The organism is Rhizobium sp. PAMB 3182 (genome assembly GCF_052908355.1).
This window is the reverse complement of record NZ_CM128607.1, coordinates 2,531,847-2,555,090: the sequence shown is the minus strand read 5'-3', so window position 1 is coordinate 2,555,090 and position 23,244 is coordinate 2,531,847. Positions and strand designations below refer to the sequence as shown.

The window sequence follows — 23,244 nt, the reverse complement described above, 5'->3', positions numbered from 1 at the left end:
CGGATCGTTCGTCAACCGTGATCAGTTGGCCGGACGCATGGCTTTGACTTCGTCATCGCTCGGCATGTAGGGGACCGGATCCTTGTAGGACCAGTCGACCATCACGCCCTTGCCGTCCTTGACGGCGGTCGTGCCGACATAGGCGCCCATCGTCGACTGGTGGTCGATGTCGCGATAGGAGATTTCGCCGACCGGCGTTTCCACCTTCAGGTCCTTGAACGCTTCGAGCAGCGCAGGGGTGTCGGTAGAACCGGCCTTGGTGATGAGCGCGGCGATGCTCTTGGCGGTCATGTAGCCGACAAGGCTGCCGATCTTCGGACCGTCGCCGTAAGCGGCCTTGTACTCGTCGACGAAGGCTTTGCCCGGGCCGTCCTGAATATCGTACCAAGGGTAACCGGTGACGAACCAGCCTTCCGGCGCCTCGTCGCCGAGCGGATCGAGATATTCCGGCTCGCCGGTCAGGAGACCATAGACCTTGCGGCCTTCAAACAGCCCGCGCGTATTGCCCTCGCGGACGAACTTGGCAAGGTCGGTGCCGAATTCGACGTTGTAGATCGCGTCCGGCTTGGCTTTCTCGATCGCCTGGACTTCAGCGCCCGCGTCGATCTTGAAGAGCGCCGGCCACTGTTCGGCAACGAATTCGACATCCGGCTTCAGCTTCTTCAGCTGCGTCTTGAAGGCTTCGACCGCAGCCGTGCCGTAGGCATAGTTCGGCGCGATCGTCGCATAGCGCTTCGCGTCGGTCTTCGCGGCTTCTTCGGCCAGCATGCCGGCCTGAACCCAGGTGGAGGCACGCAGGCGGAAGGTGTAGGGATTGCCGTTCTTCCAGATCAGCTCGTCGGCGAGCGGCTCGGACGCGAGATAGATGTAGTGCTTCTCGCCGGCAAGCGCCGAGAGCGCCAGCCCGACATTCGACAGGATCGAGCCTGTCAGCATGACCGTGCCGTCACGCGTCATCAGTTCTTCGGCGATCTTGACGGCATTGCCGGGATTGCCTTCATCGTCGCGGTAGACGAATTCGAGCTTCTTGCCGAGCACGCCGCCCCCATCGTTGATTTGCTTCAGCGCCAGCTCGATGCCCTGCTTGTAGGGCTCGGCAAACGCCGCCATGCGCTTGTAGTGATTGATTTCGCCGATCTTGATCGTCTCTTCGGCCAATGCCGCCGTCGACAGGGCGAGCACCGCCAATCCTGTTGCGGCCAATTTAGTGAATAGTTTCATGTCGTTCTCCTCTGACGGCTTGTTTTCGCCTTTTCGTGATTCCGGTCTTCGCCGGATTGTTACGGATTTAGTCGTGATAGATAAAGGCCGGTGTCGGATCCGACGCGATATCGTGTGTCCGCTCCTTTTCCAGAAGTTCGGTGATCCGCTTGCGGTAGACCATCGGTCCCTTGTCGATGGCTATCCGGATCGGCCGGCGTTTCAGGGGGCGTTCCTCTTCTGCCTGGACTGCCTCCAGGATCTCCTTGTCTTCATTGAAGGCGATGCGGAACATGGCGTCCATGGCCGCGCTCGCCTCTTCGTCACCCACGGCCCGGTTGCGTAGGTGCATCCAGCGGTCGATGGTATAGTTCTTCGTGACCGGGGTCATGAAATGCAGGGCAAAGATGCGTACACCCTTGTCGCGCTCATCCTCGGCGATCTGATCTTCCACCGGCGCCGAACCGAAGTCGATGACCGCCGTGCACGGCGTGTAGAGATAGTAGTAGTGCCAGCGATCGACATTGCCGGAAAAGCCGCCGAACTTCTTGAAGAAGCCCACCGGCTCGGCATCGCGGATCCAGCGCCAGGCGACGATCGCCTTGCCTTCGGTCACCACGTGGACCGGAACGTTCTCGGAGGCGGCGCTGCCGAGCGTCGTCGGGTGGACGAAGCTCACATGCGCCGGGTCGACGAGATTTTCGGCGACATTCAGATAGTTCGACTTCAGATGCAGCGCCTCGCCCTGATGCGCATGCCAGCTGGCATCGTAGAATTCCGGCATGTCAAACACGTCGTCGGCATTTGCCTTGTCCTTGTCGCCCATCCAGATCCAGACGATGTCGTTCTTTTCGACGATCGGATAGGCCTCGACATAGGCCGATGCCGGCAGGTTGCTCTGACCCGGCACGCGCACGCATTTGCCGGAACAGTCGAAGGTCAGGCCATGATAGCCGCACTGGACGGTGTCGCCGATGCGCTTGCCCTTGGAAAGCGGCAGAAGGCGATGGGGACAGCGATCCTCCAGGGCGACGACCGAACCGTCGGATTTGCGGAACATGACGATGTGCTCGTCAAGGATTGTAAACCGGCGGAGCTCCGCATCGATTTCCTTCGACCAACCGGCCACGTACCAGGCATTTCTGACAAATTCCATGGATCCGCCTCCTTGTTCGAGCGCTTCGTTCTATCTCAATCCGTCTTCACCAACTGCGTCTTCATGTTTCAGTCCGCCGACGCGCGGCAGCGGGCGCCCGCCCGCCGTCACCGCGATGGCGACCAGTATTTCATTGGCCCGCGGCGCATCGGCAACGCGGATTTCCATGCCGTCAAAATGCGAGCGCACATAGGCCGCATCCTTGTGGCCGAGCGGCACGTCGAGCGGCTGGCCGGGAGCGCCCATCTTCTTGTTCGACGGCACCAGCGCGGCGCCCTTTTCCACGGCCTTGCGCAGCGGCGCACCCATCTTCGGATGCAGGAGAGCGGCGGCATGCTCCAGCTCGCCGTTTTCGCCGACAAGCGCCGCCTTGCCGTAGCTTTGCGCTTCCGCCGGCGAGATGCCGAGTGCCGCCACACATTTTTCGCCGAGCAACGCTCCTAACTCCTCGCCAATCGCAATCAGCTGGTCGAGGTCGGAGGAATAACGTCCGGCGTAGGGGTTGGCGATCACGGCGGCAGAGACCACCCGGCGCGCATGCGGCGTCACCGGCTGGCCCATTTCGAAGGCCACATCCTCAAGAACAGTGACGATCTTGCGGATCTGCGCAATCACCGGAGACCATCCTCCCCCTTGACGTCTGCGTGCTTGAGGCCGCCGACACGTTCGTGAATGCGCGCACCTGTGGTCATGACCAGCGCCAGCAGAATTTCGTCGGCCTTGGGAGAATCGTTCAGTCCGACCTCCATGGCGTCGAAATGCGAGCGGACATAGGATGCATTGGTATGGGTCACCGGCACGTCGAGCCGCGCACCCGGGCCGCCGACCTTCTTCGTCGAGGGAACGATCGCCGCCGAATTCGGCAGGATTTCCCGCATCGCGTAGCCGCCCGGCACATGCCAGAGCGCGCCGTGCTCAATTTCTCCAGCGGAGCCGACGATCGCACCCTTGCCGTAGCCCTGGATGACCGACGCATCACCGCCAAGCGCATTGACGAGGTCCTGCGCCATTTCCAGACCGAGAGGGTTGAGGTCATCCATGAAACCGGCGATGTCCTCGACATACTGGCCCGCGAAAGGGTTTTTGATGACGGCGAGGCAGGCGGCACGCTTCAGCGTACGGCCGGGAACGGGACCGCCCTCGTGAAAGATTTCCTCGACGATGATCGCCTTCTTGCGGACGACGGGCTTAGGCATGGATGATCTCCCTGGAATTATTGTGGTTCGGCGCGGCGTCCACAGTACGGCGCTCGCCGGAAAGACTGAGATAGGCGGCACGGATCAGGCCGCGCTCGCGGTAACCATAGGCAGCCCGTTCGCCGGACGAAAGGGCTTCTTCGACTTCATCGCGATCAAGAGGGGCGACGCCCGTTGTCACCAGACGATCGCCGAGATCGCTGTCGTGGGAAAGATCGCGGGCCGGAACGCGCGTTACCTTGGCAGACAGCGGTATATCGACCTTGTTGGCGATCATGGTCGCCGCGGCGTCCGCCTCGGCGGCGCTTTCCGCCAGCACGGTCACGGCGTCGGCGATGCCAAGCGAATGCGAGCGCCCGCGCCAGCCGCTGGTGGCGATGCCGCCGATGCCGTCGCCAGGTCCGATTTCGACCAGGCCGCCCGCCTCACCGGTCTCCGGATTGTCGCAGATGCGGATGCGAAAGGTTCCTTCCGCCAGATGGATCGCGATATCGCCGCCATTGTTGACATAGGCGCGCTCGAGACAGGTGCCGGAGCGCATCGCCGCCAGAATGTGATCGGCAACGCTGCCGGCCACGGCCGCCATCGGCGTGATGAATTCGGGCGCGTAGGGCGCGACTGCGGCGGCCATCCGCCGCGCGACGACACCGTAGGGCTCTGCCCCGGTCGCTGACCGCAACCGCGGCAATTCGAGAACGAGATCGGCAAGCAGGGGATCGAAGGCGGCACGCGCCTGCTGATAGGCCTGACGGACATCTGCGGGCGATCCAATAGCCTCGATGATGAGATCGATCGGCCCGTGCTGCAGATGCAGGCGGCGGCTGTCCGGCAGCAGAACCGCGATTGCACCCGATTTGCCGCCGCCCGCCACCATTGTCAGCTGACCTTCTTGCTGAGCGCAGACTTGGCGCGCGGTGGCCAGGGATTGTCGCCGCTGGCGGAAAGGTTGCGACGGCCCTTCAGGAGATGGTCGTTCTGCCGCCCGGTCTTGCCGCCAAGCGCTTCCATCAGCGGCATGACGTAATCCATGTGCCCGCCGAGCGCCGCGTAGTCGTCGGAGCGCATGGTGAACTCGATTGGAGCGACCAACGCCGGGGTCGGGACGTAACCGAAGGAATTCTTCGGCATGCGCGTAACATCGACCATCAGCGTGATACCGCCGCCGGGCCAGACATAGGCGGGCGCGCCGCCACAGGACACATAGGTGAGCGCCTGCTGGACCGAACGGGTGAGACCAACCGGGTTCTGCGTCGCGCCGGCGCGCAGCGATCCGCCGGCGCCCGCCATGAACAGGACGGACGTCATCGCCGGCTCGCAGTTTTCCTCGATCCGCTTGACCGAGGGGAGAAGCCGCTCCGGCATCTCCTTTTCGATCGGACAGAGGTTTTCGTCGAGTTCGTAATAGGCGGCGTGCTCGCCCGTCGTCGAAACCATCAGCAACGACTGACCGGGCTTAGCCGTCTTCGGATCGAACTTGCCGAGGATGGCGAGCGGATCGGCGAGATCGGTGCCGCCCCAGCCCGTGCCGGGTTCGGCCACCTGGAAATAGCGACCGGGAGTCGAGCGCCGGCCATTGATCTTGATGCCGGTCGGCTGCCAGCCGATGACCTTGCCCGCCTGGTGCTCGGACATGACGCCGGTGATGTGATCGTCCACCACGACGACCTCGTCGACCAGCCCCATCCATTGCGCCGCGAACATGCCGACCGTCGCCGATCCGCAACCGACCCGCATGCGGCTCTCGGGCACGCCGTTGACGATCGGCGCCTTGCCGGCCTCCACGATGAGCGTCGCGCCCTCGTCGATCGAGACTTCGACCGCCTCGCCGTTGCAGAGCTTCAAGAGCGTATCGCAGGTAATGCGGCCTTCCTTCTTCGAGCCGCCGGTCAGATGGTTGACACCGCCGAGCGACAGCATCTGGCTGCCGTATTCCGCCGTCGTCACGTGGCCGACGGGCTCGCCGTCGACGCGAACCGTCGCGCATTCGTGGCCAAGGTGCCGGTCGGTGTCGATTTTCACCTTCACTCCGCAATAAGAGAAGATGCCTTCGGTGACAACGGTAATCATGTCGGCGCCGTCGACTTCGGACGAAACGATGAAAGGCGCCGGCTTGTAATCGGGATAGGTCGTGCCAGCCCCGACGGCGGTCACGAAACTGTTCGAAGCGCCGACCACGTCGCCGTCCCAGTCACGCTCCAGGAAGGGCACGACGTCGCCGCCGGTCGCCGAGCGGTTTTCGAGGATAACGAGGGGATCGAGGCGGATCAGTTGTCCACCTTCATTGGCATAGCGGTCGCAGGCTCCGGAGCGGCCATCGGCGATGTAGCACATCACCGGACAGGCATCGCAGCGTATCTTCTCGGCCTTGACATCGGGGGCAGTCGTCACATTCGGCTCCCATGCGCCTGAACATCATTCGTTCGTATACAAACATCTAACCTCAAGACCTGTCAACGGCTGTTTTCCGCAGAGGAGAAATTGTTTCCGACGACGAATGTGACGCTTGACAGTCGTTGCGCTTCATTCATAGTCTGTTCGTATACAAATGATAAACGGGGTTCATGATGCAGGACGATGTTCTGGCCGCCGATCGCGCAGCTGGCAAACCGGCAGATCCGGCACCGACGGTGCAGTCGCAGGTCGCGGGCATTGACGTCGGAGGCACGTTTACCGACCTCGTCCTCGTCGACAGCGCCACCCGCACGGTTCGCCTCGCCAAGACCCCGACCACGCTCGACAACCAGGCCGGCGGCGTCCTGAACGCGCTGGAGGCAGCCGGTGCGGATCTCCACACGCTCGATCTCATCATCCACGGCACCACGACGACGACGAATGCGGTTCTGGAGCGGACGCTGGCCAAGACCGGCATCATCACCACGATCGGCTTCCGCGATGTGCTGGAGCTCGGCCGCCGCACCCGCCCCAATCCCTACGGCATGAAGGGCGAGTTCACACCTATCATTCCGCGTGATCTGCGCATCGAAATCCCCGAGCGCATGGATGCCGGCGGCAATGTCGTCACCCCGCTCGACGAGGACGCGTTGAAGTCCGCCCTTCAGGCACTGGTCGACAAGGGCTGCGAATCCCTCGTCATCCATTTCCTGCACGCTTACGCCAATCCCGCCCATGAACTGCGCGCGGCCGAAATCGCCGCTGAAATCTGGCCGAACGGCAACATCACAATGGGTCATGCCCTGCTCTCCGAAAGCCGCGAATTCGAGCGCGGCGTGACGGCCGCCGTCAACGCCTCGGTACAGCCGCTTCTGCGCCGCTATGTCGAGCGCCTGGCCGACAAGCTCGCCGAGCGCGGCTACCGCAACGACGTTCTGGTGATGAACGGAAACGGCGGCATGGTCTCGGCCCGCCACGTCTCCAACGAAGCCGCCAAGACCGTCATGTCCGGCCCGGCATCCGGCGTCATGGCGGCAGCCTACACCGGACGGCGTGCGGGCATCACCAATCTCCTGACCTATGACATGGGCGGCACCTCAACCGACGTGGCGCTGATCAAGGGCGCGGAACCGGCGGTCTCCAACGAGATCGAGATCGAATACGCCATGCCGATCCACGTGCCGATGGTCGACGTGCGCACCGTCGGCGCCGGCGGCGGCTCGATCGCCAAGGTGACGGCCGCGGGCCTCTTGCAGGTCGGTCCGGAAAGCGCCGGCGCGACGCCGGGCCCGATCTGCTACGGGCGCGGCGGCACACGCCCGACCATCTCCGACGCCAACCTTCTGCTCGGGCGCATGAACCCGGACAAGCTCAACTCCGTTTCCTCGAAAATCTCCCTCGACGATATCCGCGCGATCTTCGAACGCGACCTCGGCGCGCCGCTCGGCCTGGATGCCACGGACGCCGCCGCAGCCGTGCTGCAGATCGCCAACGCCAAGATGGCCGGCGCGGTGCGCATGGTCTCGGTGAGCCTTGGCGAAGACCCGCGCGACTACGCCCTCTTCGCCTTTGGCGGCGCGGGCCCGTTGCATGCCGTGGCGATCGCCCGCGAACTCGGCGTGCCGCGCGTCCTCTGTCCCTCCCGCCCCGGCATCACCAATGCGCTGGGCTGCGTCGTCGCCGATCTCCGGCATGACTTCGTCAACACCGTCAACAAGCCGCTCGACTTGGCCGACATGGACGCCGTCCACGCGCTCTTTGCCCATCAGGGCGAAGAAGGACGCCGGCTGATCGCCAAGGAACCGGTCGAGATCGAGGAATTGAAGGAGATCTATTCGGTCGACATGCAGTTCATCGGCCAGACCCACCTCCTGCGCGTGTCACTCGACACGCCGACACCGAGCCGCGAGGAACTGCGCCAGCGTTTCGCCGACGCCTATTTCAACCGCTTCCATGTCGAACTGCCGGAAATCCGCCCGAGCCTTGTCAACGTCAACACATCCGTCATCGGCCGCCGCAAGGATATCGACCTCTCCCTGCTGATCGACGCGTCTGGCCGCAAGGCGACGCTCGCCGAGGCGAAGACCGGCGAACGCCCGGTCTGGTTTGACGGCTGGGTGACGACGCCGGTCTACTGGCGCGACCACCTGCCCGCCGACGCCACCGTCACCGGCCCCGCCATCATCGAACAGATGGACACGACCATAGTCGTGGAACCCGGCGATACGGCCGCGCAGGACCGCGACGGCAACATCATCATCACCCTCAAGGGAGCGCTCGCATGACCATCGATCCGATCACGCTCTCCGTCATCCAGAACGGCCTGCAGCAGGTCTGCGACGAGATGGACCTGACCTTCTCGCGCGCCGCCTTCTCTCCGGTCATAGCCGAGGCGAACGACCGCTCCGACGGCATCTATTCGGCCGAAGACGGCGCGCTGATCGCGCAAGGGGCCGGCGGCCTCCCCGTCTTCGTCGGCACCATGCAGTACTCCACCCGCACGCTGATCGAGATGATCGCCTCGGGCGACGCGGCCGAACCGCAGCCGGGCGACATCTACATCGTCAACGACCCCTATCTCGGCGGCACGCATCTCATGGATGTCCGCTTCGCCATGCCCTATTACCGCAACGGCAAGATCTTCTGCTGGCTGTCGAACACCGGCCACTGGCCCGACACCGGCGGCGCGGTCCCGGGCGGCTTCTCGGCCTCGGCGACCGCCGTCGAGCAGGAAGGCCTCCGCCTTCCGCCGGTCCGCCTGTTCAAGAAGGGCGTGCTCGACAAGGAAATCTACGCCATCATCTGTTCCAACATCCGTGTCGCCGAACAGCGCATCGGTGACGTCAAGGCGCAGGCCGCCGCCCTTCTGGTCGGAGAGAAGCGTCTGAACCGCATTCTCGACCGCTACGGCGACGACACCGTTGCCGAGGCGATCGGCGAGCTGAAGCGCCGCGCCGCCGAACAGATGCGCGCCAACATCAAGCTCATTCCGGACGGCGTCTACACCTCGACCGCCTATGTCGACAGCGACGGCGTGATAAACGAACCGCTGGAGATCAGGCTCACCGTTACGGCCAAGGACGGCGAACTGACCTTCGATTTCGCCGGCTCTTCCGCGCCCTGCATGGGACCGATGAACTCGGTTCTGGCGACGACGCATTCCTCCGTATATCTCGCCATGCGCCACATCTTCCCCGACGTGCCGATCTCGGCCGGCGCCTTCGAGCCGCTCAAGATCGTTCGCCCGGAAGGCACCTTCCTCGACGCCCGCTATCCGCGTCCCGTTTCCGGCTGCGCGGCCGAGGTCTCGCAGCGCATCGCCGAAGCCGTCTTCGCCGCGCTGGTCGAGGCGCTGCCGGACCGCGTCACCGCCGCGCCCGCCGGCTCGTCCGGCAATTTCGGCCTCGGCGGCTTCGATCCCGAGCGCGGCCGCAACTTCGTCATGTACCAGATTTCCGGCGGCGGCTACGGCGGCAGCGCGGATGGCGACGGCATCGCCAACGGCTGCTCGACCATCGGCATTTCCAAGGCACCGCCGGTCGAGATCATGGAGCAGCAGTTCCCGGTCCTCTATCATCGCTACGCGCTGCATGAAGGCTCCGGCGGCGCCGGCAAGCATCGCGGCGGTTTCGGCCTCGACTACGAAGTCGAGTTGAGGCGCGGCAATGCGACCGCGAGCTTCGTCATGGATCACGGCCGCTTCGGTCCGCAGGGCGCGCTCGGCGGCCGCGATGGCATGGTCAACCGGGTCACCGTCTGGCAGGACGGCAATCCGATGACGCCGGAACACCTGTCGAAGGCGCAGGATATCCCGATGAAACCGGGCGACCGGGTGCGGGTGCGCACGCCGGGCGGCGGCGGCTACGGCGATCCGCTGACCCGCGACCCGGCGCTGGTGGCCGAGGACGTGCGGCTGGAACGCTACACCCGGGAGGAAGCCGGCACGTTGTTCGGCGTTGTCATCGCTGAGGGCGGCGTGCCAGACTGGCAAAAAACCGAAACGCTGCGGACGCATCTTCGAACATAACGGACAAGAGGGGCAAAGAGGGTGACCGATCCATGAGCACTCCCCATGAGATCACCGTCAATGGCAGGACCGTCACCGTCTCTGCCGACCCTGAAACGCCGCTCCTCTATGTCCTGCGCAACGATCTGCAACTGAACGGCCCGAAATTCGGTTGCGGACTCGGCGAATGCGGTGCCTGCATGGTGCTCGCCGGCGATCGCGCCGTGCGCGCCTGCACCGTCAAGATCCGCGACGCGGCCGGCCGCACCTTCACGACGATCGAGGGCCTTGGCGACGGCGAGAGGCCACACCCGGTCCAGCAGGCCTTCATCGAAGAAAATGCCGCCCAGTGCGGATATTGCCTGAACGGCATGATCATCGCCACGACTGGGCTTCTGAAACGCTGTCCGACACCGACCGAGGATGAGATCCGGGCATCGCTCAGACACAATCTCTGTCGCTGCGGCACGCATATGGAAATCCTCGCCGCTGTCAGAAAGGCCGCAGGCCTGATGCGTGAACCGTCCGCCATAGAAAGCGCCGCCGGATGAGCGACGTTCGCGATATCCCGAAAAGCGCCTGGTTCGCCAGCGACGACATGCTTCTGATCACCGGCACCGACGGGTCGGACATTTATATAGCCATCGATGGAAATGGCGCGGTGACGGCCTTCAACGGCCATGTCGATCTCGGCACCGGCATCCGGACCGCGCTTGCCCAGATCGTCGCCGAAGAGCTGGACCTCGCTTTCGCCAGGGTCGACATGGTGCTCGGCTCCACCGGCTCCGTTCCGGACCAGGGCGCGACCATCGCCTCGGAAACGATACAGATTGCCGCCAAGCCCCTGCGCTTTGCCGCCGCGACCGCCAGACGGTATCTCCTCGGCGAAGCGGCCGAACGGCTGGAGATCGCCCCCGAGGCGCTGGTTTTCGACGATGGCATCATCCGCGAGAAGGACGGCAACCGCTCCATCAGCTTCGGCGAGATCGTCACCGGACGGCACGTGGATATCCCTCTGGACCGCGATGCGCCAGTCAAGCCCGTTTCCGACTACCGCCTGGTCGGAACCCCGCAGCGTCGCAGCGATATCCCGGCAAAATCACGCGGGGCCTGGATCTACGTCCATGACGTGCGGCTGCCCGGCATGCTGCATGGCCGCGTCGTGCGCCCACCCTATGCCGGTTACGACCAGGGCCCGCATGTCGGCAACAGCCTGATCGCGATCGACGAAGGGTCCGTCGCCGATATCCCCGGCATGGTCGGCGTCTTTTCCGAAGGCGATTTCGTCGGTCTGGTGACTGAGCGCGAAGAGCAGGCGATCGAGGCGATGAACCGCCTCAAGGTTGACTGGAAAGAGCCACCCGCCCGGCCCGACCTCAACGATCCCTACGACCCGCTCCACCAGAATCCGGGCATTGCCCGCAAGCTCGCAGACAAGGGCAATGTTGACCGCGTGCTGGAGGGTGCCGCCGAGCCGCTCACCCGCAGCTATGTCTGGCCCTACCAGATGCACGCCTCGATCGGCCCGTCCTGCGCCGTCGCCGACTGGCGCGAGGATGGCCTGACCGTGTGGTCCGGCACCCAGAACCCGTTCTGGATGCGCCGCGACCTCGCCCAGCTCCTCCATGTGCCGGAGAGCTTCATCACCGTGGAGCGGCTGGAGGCGGCAGGCTGTTATGGCCGTAACTGCGCCGACGACGTTACCGCCGATGCGGCTCTCCTGTCGCGCGCCTGCGGACGCCCGGTCAGGGTGCAGCTGACGCGCGAGCAGGAACACGAATGGGAGCCGAAGGGCACCGCCCAGGTGATGGATGTGCGCGGCGCGCTCGATCTCGAGGGCGGCCCTGCGGCCTACGACTTCGAAAGCCGCTATCCGTCCAACGCCTCGCCGACGCTGGCACTGATCCTGACCGGCCGCCTCGCCCCGGTCGCCGATACGCTGCAGATGGGCGACCGCACCGCCATCCCGCCCTATGACTTCGGCGCGCTGCGGGTGACCGTCCACGACATGCCGCCGATTGCCCGCGCCTCCTGGTTTCGCGGCGTTTCGTCCATGCCGAACACCTACGCGCACGAATCCTTCATCGACGAGCTCGCCGCCGCCGCCAAGGTGGACCCGATCGAATACCGCCTGCGCTACATGAAGGACGAGCGCGCCATAGACCTCATCAAGGCGACCGCCGAACGCGCCGGCTGGACGCCGCGCACCAGCTGGGGAACCATGGGCGGAGAAGGCGATCTTCTGTATGGCCGCGGCTTTGCCTATGCCGTCTATGTACACGGCACCTTCCCCGGTGTTGCCGCAGCCTGGGCCGCCTGGGTGACCGATGTCGCCGTCAACCGCAAGACCGGCGAAATCGCCGTCACCAAGGTGATCTGCGGCCAGGACTCCGGCCTGATGATCAATCCGGACGGCGTGAAGCACCAGATCCACGGCAACATCGTCCAGTCCGTCAGCCGCACGCTGAAGGAACAGGTGGAGTTCGACGAGACGAAGGTCGTGTCGAAGGACTGGGGCAGCTATCCACTGATCACGTTCCCGGACGTGCCGGATATCGATGTCCTGCTCATGCCGCGCCAGAACGAACCGCCGCTCGGCGTCGGCGAATCGGCTTCCGTGCCCAGCGCCGCCGCCATCTGCAACGCGGTCTATGATGCGACCGGCATCCGCTTTCGCGAATTGCCGCTGACGCCTGAAAAGGTGCTGGCTGCGCTGAACGGCGGTGAGCCACCCGCGAAGCCGCAGCCGGAGAAGCCGGCAAGGAAGGGCCTCCTCGCTGGCCTGTCGTTTGCCGGCATCGCCGCCACGCTTGCCGGTCTCTCCTGGGTAACCCCCTTTCCGGCCTCGATCGCCCCGGTCGCCAGGCCGCAGAGCGGCGTCTACAGCACTGAGACGCTGGAGCGTGGCCGGTTGGTCGCCGCTGCCGGCGCCTGCAATGTCTGTCATGTCGGTGCCGACGGAACCGCATTTGCCGGCGGCAGGGCGTTCGAAACGCCGTTCGGCAATATCTATGCGCCGAACATCACTCCTGATCCGGACGCCGGCATCGGCGCCTGGTCCTATCCCGCCTTCGCGCGAGCCATGCGCGAAGGTGTCAGCCGCAACGGTCATTTCCTCTATCCCGCGCATCCCTATACATCCCTTGCCGGCGTCGAGGAAAACGACATGCAGGCGCTCTATGCCTACATGAACAGCCTCGCCCCCAGCCGGAACAAGACGCCGCAAACGGCGCTCGCCTTCCCCTTCAACATCCGCACGCTGATGGCCGGCTGGAATGCGCTGTTCCACAAGCCCGAACCATTCACCGCGAATACGGCAATGAGCGCCGAATGGAACCGCGGTGCCTATCTGGTCGAAACGCTCGGCCACTGTTCCGCCTGCCATACCGAGCGCAATGTCCTTCAGGCGGAGAAGACGGGCACGCATCATCTTGCCGGCGGGTTTGCAGACGGCTGGGAAGCCCCGGCCCTGACCGGTGCGACGAAAGCGCCTTCGGGCTGGACCACAGACGAGCTCTACGCCTATCTGCGCCACGGCTATTCGGAAAACCACGGCGGCGCCGGCGGACCGATGGCGGAGGTTGTCGCCTCGCTTGCGCCGCTGCCGAACAGCGACATCCGCGCCATGGCCACCTATCTCACCTCCCTTAAGAACGTGACAGGACACGCCGCCGACCCTCAGACTGCGATCGCCGCCAGCGACGCCGCAGCAGAGGCAGCCGCCCTTGCCGAGCCGCGCGGCAAACGGATCTTCGACGGCGCCTGCGCCTCCTGCCACGAGAACAACGATCTGCTGACCCCGCTCGCCCTGCGCTCCGCCGTCGTCAGCGACAATCCGGCCAATGTTCTGCAGGTGATCGTCAACGGTGCCGAAGCCCCTGCCCGGCTAGCCGCGCTCACCGGCGGCGCGCATGAGGAAATCATGTCCATGCCGGCCTTCGGCCGGACGCTGACGGACAAGCAGATCGGCGAACTGGCGCGCTATGTCCGGGCCCGCTTCGCACCTGGGGCTCCCGCCTGGAACGGGATCGAAAAAGCCCTTCAGGAAATCCGCCACTGAACCATCGCATCCGAAAAAGCCGTTTCTTCCTGCGAGGCTTTGGCGTATGCATCGGACAACAAGCCGGAACCTGTTGGAGGAGTGAGACTATGGTGCGCGCGCTGATGATCGAACGGGAAAACACCACGGTTTTCCATGACATTGAGTCCGCGCCCATGGGAGAGGGCCAGGTGCGGATCGCCGTCAGGCACGTCGGTCTCTGCGGCAGCGATCTCAACACCTTCAAGGGCCTCAACCCCCTCGTCGAACTGCCACGCATTCCCGGCCACGAGATCGGCGGCGAGATCATCGAGGCAGGCTCCGCGGTCAATCCGGCCTACCAGAAGGGCAAGCGCGTCATCGTCATGCCCTACACCAATTGCGGCACCTGCTCGTCCTGCCGCAAGGGCCGCCTCAACGCCTGCCGCTACAACAAGACCCTGGGCGTCCAGCAGAATGGCGGGCTTGCCGACGAGATCGTCCTGCCGGCCGAAAAAGTCATCCTCAACGACACTTTGAAGCCCCTTCATCTGGCGCTGGTCGAGCCGCTGTCCGTCGGCTTCCACGCCGTCGAGCGTGGCCGTGTCGCCAAGGGCGATCGGGTGGCCGTCATCGGCTGCGGCATGATCGGCATGGGCGCTGTCATCGCGGCTGCGTCGCGCGGCGCCGAGGTCATCGCCATCGACCCGAGCGAGCAGAAGCGCGAACTGGCCAAGCGCTTCGGCGCCACGCATGCGCTTCCCTCCGGCGCCGAGGAACTGGTCAAGGCCGTCTACGACCTGACAGACGGAGACGGCGTCGATGTCGCCTTCGAGGCCGTCGGCCTGCCGCAGACCTTCACCCAGGCCGTCGATCTCGCCTGCTTTGCCGGACGCGTCGTCTATGTGGGCTATTCGAAGGCGCCGGTCACCTATCAGACCCAGTTCTTCAACCTGAAGGAACTGGACATCATGGGATCGCGCAATGCCACCATGGCGGATTTCCGATCGGTGATTTCCTACCTGGAATCGGCAGGAGACACGCCGGATCTGCTGGTCTCCAAGGTCGTGCCGTTCACCGAGGCGGAATCGGCGCTGCCCTATTGGGATTCGCATCGCGACGCATTGAAAGTCGTGATCAGCCGATAGGCCGCAACGTTCGCATTCATAATACGACAAGTGCAATTGATCGCCTGTCAGTTTCATACTATGAGTTGAGGTAATCACCTGTCGGGAACGGGTGATGCTTGCGCATTTTTCGCGGAAGTTATCAGACAAGATAGTTTTTCCGTATGCAGTCCCGTCTTGGAGGAGACGCCTGCCTGCGGAACTGTCCGCTTGAAGCGGACACCCTAGGAGGAGGGAAACCATGAAGATTACACGCAGAACGGCCACGTTCGGCCTCGTAGCCCTGTCGCTGTCGACAGCCCTTTCCGTGCCGGCCAAGGCCGCCATGGAGCTGAAATGGGCGCATGTCTACGAGACGTCGGAACCCTATCACGAGCAGGCGCTGTGGGCCGCCGAGGAAATCAAGAAGCGGACCAACGGCGAAATCTCCATCTCGGTCTTCCCGGCGTCGCAGCTCGGCAACGAGAACCAGATCAACGAAGGCCTCGGCCTCGGCACGGTCGACATCATCTATACAGGCGTGGCCTTTGCCGGCTCGATCCACAAGCCGATGGCGATCTCCAACGCGCCGTTCATCCTGCGCGATTTCGACCACTGGAAGGCCTATCGCGACTCGCCCCTCTTCCAGGAGCTGACGGGCGGCTACAATGACGCCTCCGGCAACCATGCCGTGGCACTCACCTATTACGGCCAGCGCAACCTGACGGCAAACAAGGCAATCACCAAGCCGGAAGACATGAAGGGCATGAAGCTGCGCGTACCGCCGGCGCCGCTGTTTCTGATGTTCACTAAGTCTGTCGGCGCCAACGCCACGCCGATCGCCTTCTCCGAAGTCTACCTCGCTTTGCAGCAGGGCACGGTCGACGGCCAGGAAAACCCGCTGCCGACGATCAAGGCGAAGAAGTTCTATGAAGTGCAGAGCCACATCATGCTCACCCAGCACATCACGGAATCGCTTCTGACCATCGTCGGCCCGCATGTCTGGTCGCAGCTTTCGGACGACCAGAAGAAGATCTTCGAGGACGTCCTGCGCGAGGCCGCCTCCAACGCGACCGACCAGATCCGCGACGCCGAAGGCAAGCTCGCCGCATGGTTCACCGAACAGGGCAATACCGTCGTCGAAGTCGACCGCGGCCCGTTCATCGAAGCGGCCAAGCCCCTGCACAACGATCCTGACTCCGGCGCCGGCTGGACGAAGGAGCAGTACGACGCCCTGCAGGCCCTGTAAGGCATCCGCCATCGACGCCACCGGCCCCGACGCGCCTGCCATGGCGCACCGGGGCCGGTGCACAATCAGGATATTCCGCGATCGCGGAAGCCCGTATCGGATGGGGAGACGAGCCGCATGGCGACGAATGACGACAAGCAGCAGGAAGAGCTGAGCGCAGCCGCTGCGCTGCACATCGAAGACGAGCAGGACGAGCCGATCGAACACCACTTCGACGACTGGCTGTCCTTCCTGCTGTTCTGGGGAATGGCGATCGTCACCTTCCTGCAGTTCTTCAGCCGCTACGTGCTGAATGATTCCTATGCCTGGACGGAAGAGATAGACCGCTATCTCCTGATGTGGCTGACCTTCATCGGCGCCAGCGTCGTCTTCCGCCGCCGCTCGAACATCGCCGTCGACATCCTGCCCTACATGCTGCCGGAAAAGGCGGGGCGGGTGCTGCGCGCCATCTCCGATACCATCACGCTGGCCTTCGTCGCCCTGCTGGTCGTCTTCTCCTGGACCGTGATGGACAAGATGAAGATCCAGCGGATGACCGTCTTCGACATCTCCATGCAGGTCGTCTATGCGGGCATCGCCATCGGCTGCCTCATGATGCTCTGGCGCGCCGTCACCAGCTTCATTGCCAGCGCCCGCCGCGGCTGGCGCGAAGATGAAAACAGCACCCCGCTGGTCATAGACTGAGGTTCACGATGCTTCTTCTTCTCACCGTCTTCTTCGGTCTGCTCATCATCGGCGTACCGGTCTTCGTCTCGCTGGGCGCTGCCTCGCTCGCCTATGTCTATTTCATAGGACACATCCCCGCCTTCGTCGTGCTGCACCGGATGGCGGGCGGCGTCGACAGCTTCCCGCTGATCGCCGTGCCGTTCTTCATTCTCGCCGGCAACCTGATGAACTCGGCCGGCATCACCAACCGCATCTTCGACTTCGCGACCGCCGCCGTCGGCTGGCTTCGCGGCGGCCTCGGCCACGTCAACGTGCTGGCCTCGGTCATCTTCGCCGGCATGTCGGGCGCGGCCGTCGCCGATGCCGGCGGCCTCGGCACCATCGAGATCAAGGCGATGCGCGACCGCGGCTATGACGACAACCTGTCCGTCGGCATCACCGCCGCCTCGTCCACCATCGGCCCGATCATGCCGCCGTCCCTGCCGATGGTCGTCTTCGGTGTCATGGCCAACGTCTCGATCGGGCAGCTTTTCGCAGCCGGCTTCCTTCCCGGTCTGCTGATGGCCGTGGCGCTGATGCTCTACGTCACCTGGTATTCGCATCGCAAAGGCATCGGCCGCGATCAGGCGTTCCGCGTCACCACGCTTGGCCGGACCTTCGTTTCCGCCGTTCCCGCCCTGATGACCCCGGTCATCATCATCGGCGGCATGTCATCGGGCGCCTTCACTCCGACGGAAGCAGCAATCGCCGCCTGCGCCTGGGCGCTTCTCCTCGGCTTCGTCTTCTATCGCACGCTCACCTTCCGCCGCTTCTACAAGATCAGCATCCAGACCATCGAGACGACGGCAAGCGTACTGATCATCGTCGCGGCCGCCTCGCTGTTCTCCTGGGTGCTGACGGTGACCCAGGTGACGACGCTGGTGACCAACTTCCTGCTCGGTGTCAGCGACAATCCGCTCGTTATCCTGCTGATCATCAACATCCTGGTGCTGATCGTCGGCTGCTTCATGGAAACGATCGCCGCGATCTCGATCCTCGTGCCGGTGCTCATGCCGGTGGTCGTCCATGTCGGCATCGACCCCGTCCAGTTCGGCGTCATCATGGTGCTGAACCTGATGATCGGCCTGCTGACGCCGCCGGTCGGGATGGTCCTGTTCGTGCTGTCGCGCATCTCCGGCCTGTCGGTCGAGAAGACGATCCGGGCGACCGCGCCCTTCCTCATCCCGCTGCTGCTGGTGCTGGCCGCCATCAGCATTTTCCCGTCGATCACCCTTTACCTGCCCACCGTCTGGTACAGGTAGGAAAGGGCCGACCCGGAAAAGTTCCCGCCGAAATTTGAATTCAGGGAACTCTTTCTATACAAACCCGTTAACAGAAGGCGCGGCTTGGTCCGCGCCTTTTTTGTTTTGATTGCAACAGCGCAGGGTCAACCACCCTGCAGAACAGGAAGGTGTCCCCGTTATGTGTGGAATTGCCGGAGAAGTCCGTTTTGATGATTCGTTTGCCAATGCCTCGGCTGTCGGCAGGATGATGGAGGTGCTGGCACCTCGTGGTCCGGATGGTGCGGGAGTGGTGTCGAGAGGACGGATAGCCTTCGGCCACAGGCGGCTGAAGATCATCGATCTTTCCGAGAAGGCCGCCCAGCCGATGACGGATCCCGATCTTGGCCTGACCATCACGTTCAACGGGTGCATCTACAACTACCCCGAGCTGCGCAAGGAATTGCAGGAAGCCGGTTACCGCTTCTTCTCCGAGGGTGACACCGAAGTCATCCTCAAGGCCTTCCACAAGTGGGGTGAGGACTGCGTCAAGCGCCTCCACGGCATGTTCGCCTTCGCCATTCACGAGCGCGACACGGGCGCCGTGACTCTGGCGCGCGACCGCTTCGGCATCAAGCCCTTCTACATTTCCGAGGACGGCAAGCGGTTGCGCTTTGCCTCCAGCCTGCCCGCGCTCGTCGCAGGCGGCGACATCGACACGGGCATCGACAAGGCCGCACTCCACAATTACATGAGCTTTCACGCCGTCGTGCCGCCGCCGCGCACGATCCTGAAGGGCGTGCGCAAGCTGCCACCGGCGACCGTTCGCCGGATCGAGCAGGATGGCACGAGCCGAGAACGCCGCTACTGGCAGCCGGTCTACGAGCGTCGCGAGGAAGACAGCGGCCTCACCCGCGAACAATGGCGCGACCGCGTTCTCGAGGCCCTGCGCGTTGCCGTCCGTCGCCGCATGGTGGCCGACGTGCCGGTCGGCGTGCTGCTCTCCGGCGGTGTCGATTCCAGCCTGATCGTCGGCCTGCTGGCGGAAGAAGGCCAGAAGGATCTGATGACCTTCTCCATCGGCTTTGAAGAGGCCAATGGCGAGAAGGGCGACGAATTCGTCTATTCCGACCTGATCGCAAAGCGCTTCGAGACCGACCACCACAAGATCTTCGTTCCGGCAGAAGACCTGATGGGCCATCTGCCAGATACGATCCGCGCCCAGTCGGAACCGATGGTTTCCTATGACAATATCGGCTTCTACCTGCTGTCGCGCGAGGTCTCCAAGCACATCAAGGTCGTGCAGTCCGGCCAGGGCGCCGACGAGGTCTTCGCCGGCTATCACTGGTACCCGCCGCTGATGGGCTCCAACGATGTCGTCGGCGACTATGCCAAGGTCTTCTTCGACCGCAGCCACGAGACGCTGGCCACGCAGCTGTCGCCCGAATGGATGGCCGACCGCGACGAAAGTTTTGAGCTGGTGCGCGACCATCTGATGATGTCCGGCGCAGCCACGCCCGTCGACCGGGCCCTGCGCCTCGATTCGCAGGTGATGCTGGTCGACGACCCGCTCAAGCGCGTCGACAACATGACGATGGCCTGGGGGCTTGAGGCCCGCGTTCCGTTCCTCGACCACGAGCTCGTGGAACTGGCCGCCACCGTGCCGCCGGAACTGAAGCTCGCAGACCAGGGCAAGGGCATCCTCAAGGATGCCGCCCGCCAGGTGATCCCGAGCGAGGTGATCGACCGCAAGAAGGGCTATTTCCCGGTCCCGCAGCTCAAATACATCCAGGGTCCGTTCCTCGACATGGTGCGCGATGCGCTGACCTCCCAGAAGGCACGCGAGCGCGGTCTGTTCCAGAAGCAGTGGCTCGACCAACTCTTTGCCGATCCTGCTGCCCACATCACGCCGCTGCGTGGTTCGGAGCTGTGGCAGGCCGCCCTCCTGGAAATGTGGCTGCAGGCCCACGACATCTGAGGTGCTGACATGTCCGACACGAAGAAGACGACGTCCGTGACACAGCGCGGCCGCGACGGCTACGGACATCGGCTGAAACGGATGCGCGAACAGGGGCTCAAACCCCCGATTGCCCATCCGCAACCCGATGAGGATCAGAAGGCGGAATCCGATTTCGCCCTCGACTGCGGTTGGGGTCGGCTGGTCTTCGCCCAGACCTTCACCAGTCCGGATACGCTGGCCGGCGCCTTGCGCGAGGAGAAGGCGGACCGCCGCGACATCGCACTCTATGTCCGCGACCCGCATGTGCTGCTGGCAAGCGCGCCGCAGGAGATCTTCCTCGATCCCTCGCACACCTACCGGCTGGACCTGTCCGGCTACCGGCCGTCGAAGCGGACGCCGAAAGGCTATTTCATCCGCCGGCTGACCTCGCAGCGGGATGCGATCGCCATCAATCGCATCTACGCCTCGCGATCCATGGTACAGGTGCCGCCGGAGTTCTTCTGGTCCAAGCGCGATGCGCGGGCGATCATCTATTTCGTCGCCGAGGACGAGCGCACCGGCCAGATCATCGGAACGGTGACCGGGGTCGACCACATGCGCGCCTTCAACGACAGCGAGCGCGGCTCCTCGCTCTGGTGCCTTGCCGTGGATCCGCAGGCCCGCCATGCCGGTATCGGCGAGGCGCTGGTCCGGCGGCTGGCGGAATACTCAGCCGCCCGTGGCGCAGGCTTCCTCGATCTGTCTGTCCTGCACGACAATGAACAGGCGATTGCGCTCTATGAAAAGCTCGGCTTCCAGCGCGTGCCGTTCTTCTCGGTCAAGCGCAAGAATTCGATCAACGAGCGGCTCTTCACCCGCCCTGAGACCGACGAGGGCCTGAACCCCTATGCGGCGATCATCGTCAAGGAGGCGCGCCGGCGCGGCATCCAGGTCGACATCATGGATGCCGGTGGCGGCTTCTTCCGCCTGACCCATGGCGGCGTCTCGATCCGCTGCCGGGAAAGCCTGTCGGAACTCACGTCGGCCGTCGCCATGTCGATTTGCGACGACAAGGCGACGACGAGGCGGATCGTCGAGCAGGCCGGCGTGCGGGTTCCACCGCAGATCAGCGGCGATGCCGGCAGCGAGGCCGTGAGCGCATTCCTGGCGGAACACGGTTCGCTCGTCGTCAAGCCGGCCCGAGGCGAACAGGGCCGCGGAATCTCCATCGGGCTGACCACCGAAGAGGACGTCGCGGCTGCGGTTGCCGAAGCCAAGTCGGTGTCCAACGATGTGCTCATCGAGGCGATGATCGAGGGCCAGGACCTGCGTCTCGTAGTGATAAACTACAGGCTGGTGGCTGCCGCCATCAGGCGTCCGCCGATCATTGTCGGTGACGGACACTCGACCGCCGCGGAGCTGATCGCCGCACAGAGCCGCCGCCGTGCCGCCGCGACGGGCGGCGAATCCGAAATTCCGGTGGATGCGGAAACCCGGCGGACCCTCGCGGCCGCCGGCTACTCGTTGAAGAGCGTCATCCCGGCGGACGAGGAAGTCATGGTGCGCCGGACCGCCAACCTGCACACCGGCGGAACCATTCACGACGTCACCGAGGAAGTGCATCCGGTGCTGATCGAGGCGGCCGTCAAAGCGGCGCGGGCGATTGACATACCGGTGACGGGCATCGACCTTATGGTGAAGTCGCCGCATGAGGCCGACTATGCCTTCATCGAGGCGAACGAGCGGCCGGGGCTGGCAAACCACGAGCCCCAGCCGACCGTCGAACGCTTCATCGACCTGCTCTTTCCGCTTTCGATGCCGGAACCGGTCAGGCAGGCGATGCGGCGAACAGGAGTTTAAGGAGGACACATGACACGGCTGACGATCGACAGCGCATATCTCATCCAGGTTCTGAAGGACCTGCTCGCCATACCGAGCCCGACAGGCTACACGGACACGATCGTACGCTATGTAACCGGTGAGCTGCAGAAACTCGGCCTCGAAGCCGAACTGACCCGGCGTGGCGCCATCCGCGCCGTCAGGCAGGGCTCGCGCCGCCATGGCGCCCGCGCCGTCGTCACCCATCTCGACACACTCGGCGCACAGATCAAGGCGCTCAAGGCCAATGGCCGGGCCGCGCTCGTGCCTGTCGGTCACTGGTCCGCCCGCTTTGCCGAAGGCGCTCGTGCGACCATCTTCACGGAGAAGGGCTCGTATCGCGGCACCGTCCTGCCTTTGAAGGCATCGGGCCACACCTATAACGAAGAAGTCGACACCATGCCGATCGGTTGGGAATACGTCGAACTGCGCATCGACGCCATGTCGCGAAGTGCCGAGGACCTGGAGCGGCTCGGCGTCGAGATCGGTGACATGGTCGCCATCGATCCGCAGCCGGAATTCATCGATAACGGCTTCATCGTCTCCCGCCATCTCGACAACAAGGCCGGCGTCGCCGTCGAGCTTGCCGCCCTGAAGGCCTTGCAGGACGAAAAGGTCCGCACGCCGGTGGACATCCATTTCCTGTTCACGATTGCCGAAGAGGTCGGCGTCGGCGCCGCCTCGGTGCTGACCCCGGAAGTGGCCTCCATGATCGCCGTCGACAACGGCACGTCGGCGCCCGGGCAGAACTCCTCCGAGTTCGGTGTCACCATCGCCATGGCAGACCAGACCGGCCCGTTCGACTATCACCTGACCAAGAAGCTGGTCGATCTCTGCCGGGAAAACGATATCCGCTACCAGAAGGACATCTTCCGCTACTACCGCTCGGACTCCGCCAGCGCGCTGGAGGCAGGCGCCGATGTCCGCACGGCGCTGATCACCTTCGGCGTCGACGCGTCGCACGGCTACGAGCGCATCCATCTCCACGCGCTGCGCTCCCTGGCCGAGTTGATTGCCGCCTACGTGGCAAGCCCGGTCGCCATTACCCGCGACTTTTCGCCGACGGCGGAAGGGGTCAAGGGCTTCACCCGGCAGAACACCGACGAGGCAAGCCAGGACCTCTCCCCGGACATCCGCGACGAGGAGCTGGACGCCGGCGAATGACGAGCGAGCGCCTCTG

At 64.1% G+C, this 23,244-nt stretch carries 17 protein-coding genes; 11 read left to right on the top strand and 6 right to left on the bottom strand.

The features are described from left to right. Positions 1 to 21 precede the first annotated feature (21 nt). From ACU5AZ_RS12415 to ACU5AZ_RS12390, 6 genes are all read right to left on the bottom strand, one after another. On the bottom strand, positions 22 to 1,221 hold the full coding sequence (locus ACU5AZ_RS12415) for an ABC transporter substrate-binding protein (RefSeq protein WP_446822671.1): 1,200 nt from the start codon (positions 1,219 to 1,221) through the stop codon (positions 22 to 24). A gap of 67 nt (positions 1,222 to 1,288) precedes the next feature. Then, entirely contained in the window at positions 1,289 to 2,356 is a 1,068-nt protein-coding gene (locus ACU5AZ_RS12410; protein ID WP_446822670.1) for an aromatic ring-hydroxylating dioxygenase subunit alpha, read from the bottom strand. A gap of 30 nt (positions 2,357 to 2,386) precedes the next feature. Beyond that, a complete protein-coding gene (locus ACU5AZ_RS12405) occupies positions 2,387 to 2,971 on the bottom strand; it encodes an amino acid synthesis family protein (protein ID WP_446822669.1) in 585 nt (194 codons plus the stop codon). After that, the gene (locus tag ACU5AZ_RS12400; protein WP_446822668.1) at positions 2,968 to 3,552 is read right to left on the bottom strand and encodes an amino acid synthesis family protein; all 585 of its coding nucleotides are present in this window, start codon (positions 3,550 to 3,552) and stop codon (positions 2,968 to 2,970) included. The genes ACU5AZ_RS12405 and ACU5AZ_RS12400 overlap by 4 nt, the downstream gene beginning before the upstream one ends. Then, positions 3,545 to 4,426 carry a UPF0280 family protein gene (locus tag ACU5AZ_RS12395; protein WP_446822667.1) on the bottom strand — a complete coding sequence of 294 codons (882 nt, stop codon included), beginning with the start codon at positions 4,424 to 4,426 and terminating at the stop codon, positions 3,545 to 3,547. The genes ACU5AZ_RS12400 and ACU5AZ_RS12395 overlap by 8 nt, the downstream gene beginning before the upstream one ends. A 2-nt stretch (positions 4,427 to 4,428) precedes the next feature. Beyond that, positions 4,429 to 5,883: a 6-hydroxynicotinate reductase gene (locus ACU5AZ_RS12390; RefSeq protein ID WP_446826004.1), complete on the bottom strand. Its 1,455-nt coding sequence runs from the start codon at positions 5,881 to 5,883 to the stop codon at positions 4,429 to 4,431. A 233-nt stretch (positions 5,884 to 6,116) separates the two neighbouring features. Between ACU5AZ_RS12390 and ACU5AZ_RS12385 the strand changes: the two genes are divergently transcribed. The 11 genes from ACU5AZ_RS12385 to ACU5AZ_RS12335 all read left to right on the top strand — a co-directional run bounded on the left by ACU5AZ_RS12385 (position 6,117) and on the right by ACU5AZ_RS12335 (position 23,228). After that, positions 6,117 to 8,228 carry a hydantoinase/oxoprolinase family protein gene (locus ACU5AZ_RS12385; RefSeq protein ID WP_446826003.1) on the top strand — a complete coding sequence of 704 codons (2,112 nt, stop codon included), beginning with the start codon at positions 6,117 to 6,119 and terminating at the stop codon, positions 8,226 to 8,228. Beyond that, entirely contained in the window at positions 8,225 to 9,970 is a 1,746-nt protein-coding gene (locus ACU5AZ_RS12380) for a hydantoinase B/oxoprolinase family protein (protein ID WP_446822666.1), read from the top strand. Before ACU5AZ_RS12385 ends, ACU5AZ_RS12380 begins: the two co-directional genes overlap by 4 nt. Positions 9,971 to 10,002: 32 nt before the next feature. Further along, on the top strand, positions 10,003 to 10,500 hold the full coding sequence (locus tag ACU5AZ_RS12375) for a (2Fe-2S)-binding protein (RefSeq protein ID WP_446822665.1): 498 nt from the start codon (positions 10,003 to 10,005) through the stop codon (positions 10,498 to 10,500). Continuing rightward, positions 10,497 to 14,009, top strand: coding sequence for a molybdopterin cofactor-binding domain-containing protein (locus ACU5AZ_RS12370; protein ID WP_446822664.1), 3,513 nt, complete (start codon positions 10,497 to 10,499; stop codon positions 14,007 to 14,009). The genes ACU5AZ_RS12375 and ACU5AZ_RS12370 overlap by 4 nt, the downstream gene beginning before the upstream one ends. A gap of 89 nt (positions 14,010 to 14,098) precedes the next feature. Next, a complete protein-coding gene (locus ACU5AZ_RS12365) occupies positions 14,099 to 15,115 on the top strand; it encodes a zinc-binding alcohol dehydrogenase family protein (RefSeq protein WP_446822663.1) in 1,017 nt (338 codons plus the stop codon). A gap of 226 nt (positions 15,116 to 15,341) precedes the next feature. Further along, positions 15,342 to 16,322 carry a sialic acid TRAP transporter substrate-binding protein SiaP gene (locus tag ACU5AZ_RS12360; RefSeq protein WP_446826002.1) on the top strand — a complete coding sequence of 327 codons (981 nt, stop codon included), beginning with the start codon at positions 15,342 to 15,344 and terminating at the stop codon, positions 16,320 to 16,322. 117 nt (positions 16,323 to 16,439) lie between these two features. Then, the gene (locus ACU5AZ_RS12355; RefSeq protein WP_446822662.1) at positions 16,440 to 17,006 is read left to right on the top strand and encodes a TRAP transporter small permease; all 567 of its coding nucleotides are present in this window, start codon (positions 16,440 to 16,442) and stop codon (positions 17,004 to 17,006) included. Between the two features lie 8 nt (positions 17,007 to 17,014). Beyond that, complete coding sequence (locus ACU5AZ_RS12350; protein WP_446822661.1) at positions 17,015 to 18,289, top strand: TRAP transporter large permease; 1,275 nt, start codon at positions 17,015 to 17,017, stop codon at positions 18,287 to 18,289. Positions 18,290 to 18,449: 160 nt separating this feature from the next. Then, the gene (locus ACU5AZ_RS12345) at positions 18,450 to 20,225 is read left to right on the top strand and encodes an N-acetylglutaminylglutamine amidotransferase (protein WP_446822660.1); all 1,776 of its coding nucleotides are present in this window, start codon (positions 18,450 to 18,452) and stop codon (positions 20,223 to 20,225) included. A gap of 9 nt (positions 20,226 to 20,234) precedes the next feature. Next, entirely contained in the window at positions 20,235 to 22,046 is a 1,812-nt protein-coding gene (ngg, locus tag ACU5AZ_RS12340) for an N-acetylglutaminylglutamine synthetase (RefSeq protein ID WP_446822659.1), read from the top strand. 9 nt (positions 22,047 to 22,055) lie between these two features. Further along, positions 22,056 to 23,228 (top strand): osmoprotectant NAGGN system M42 family peptidase, encoded by a 1,173-nt coding sequence (locus ACU5AZ_RS12335; RefSeq protein WP_446822658.1) that lies wholly within the window; start codon positions 22,056 to 22,058, stop codon positions 23,226 to 23,228. The last annotated feature ends 16 nt before the right edge of the window (positions 23,229 to 23,244 follow it).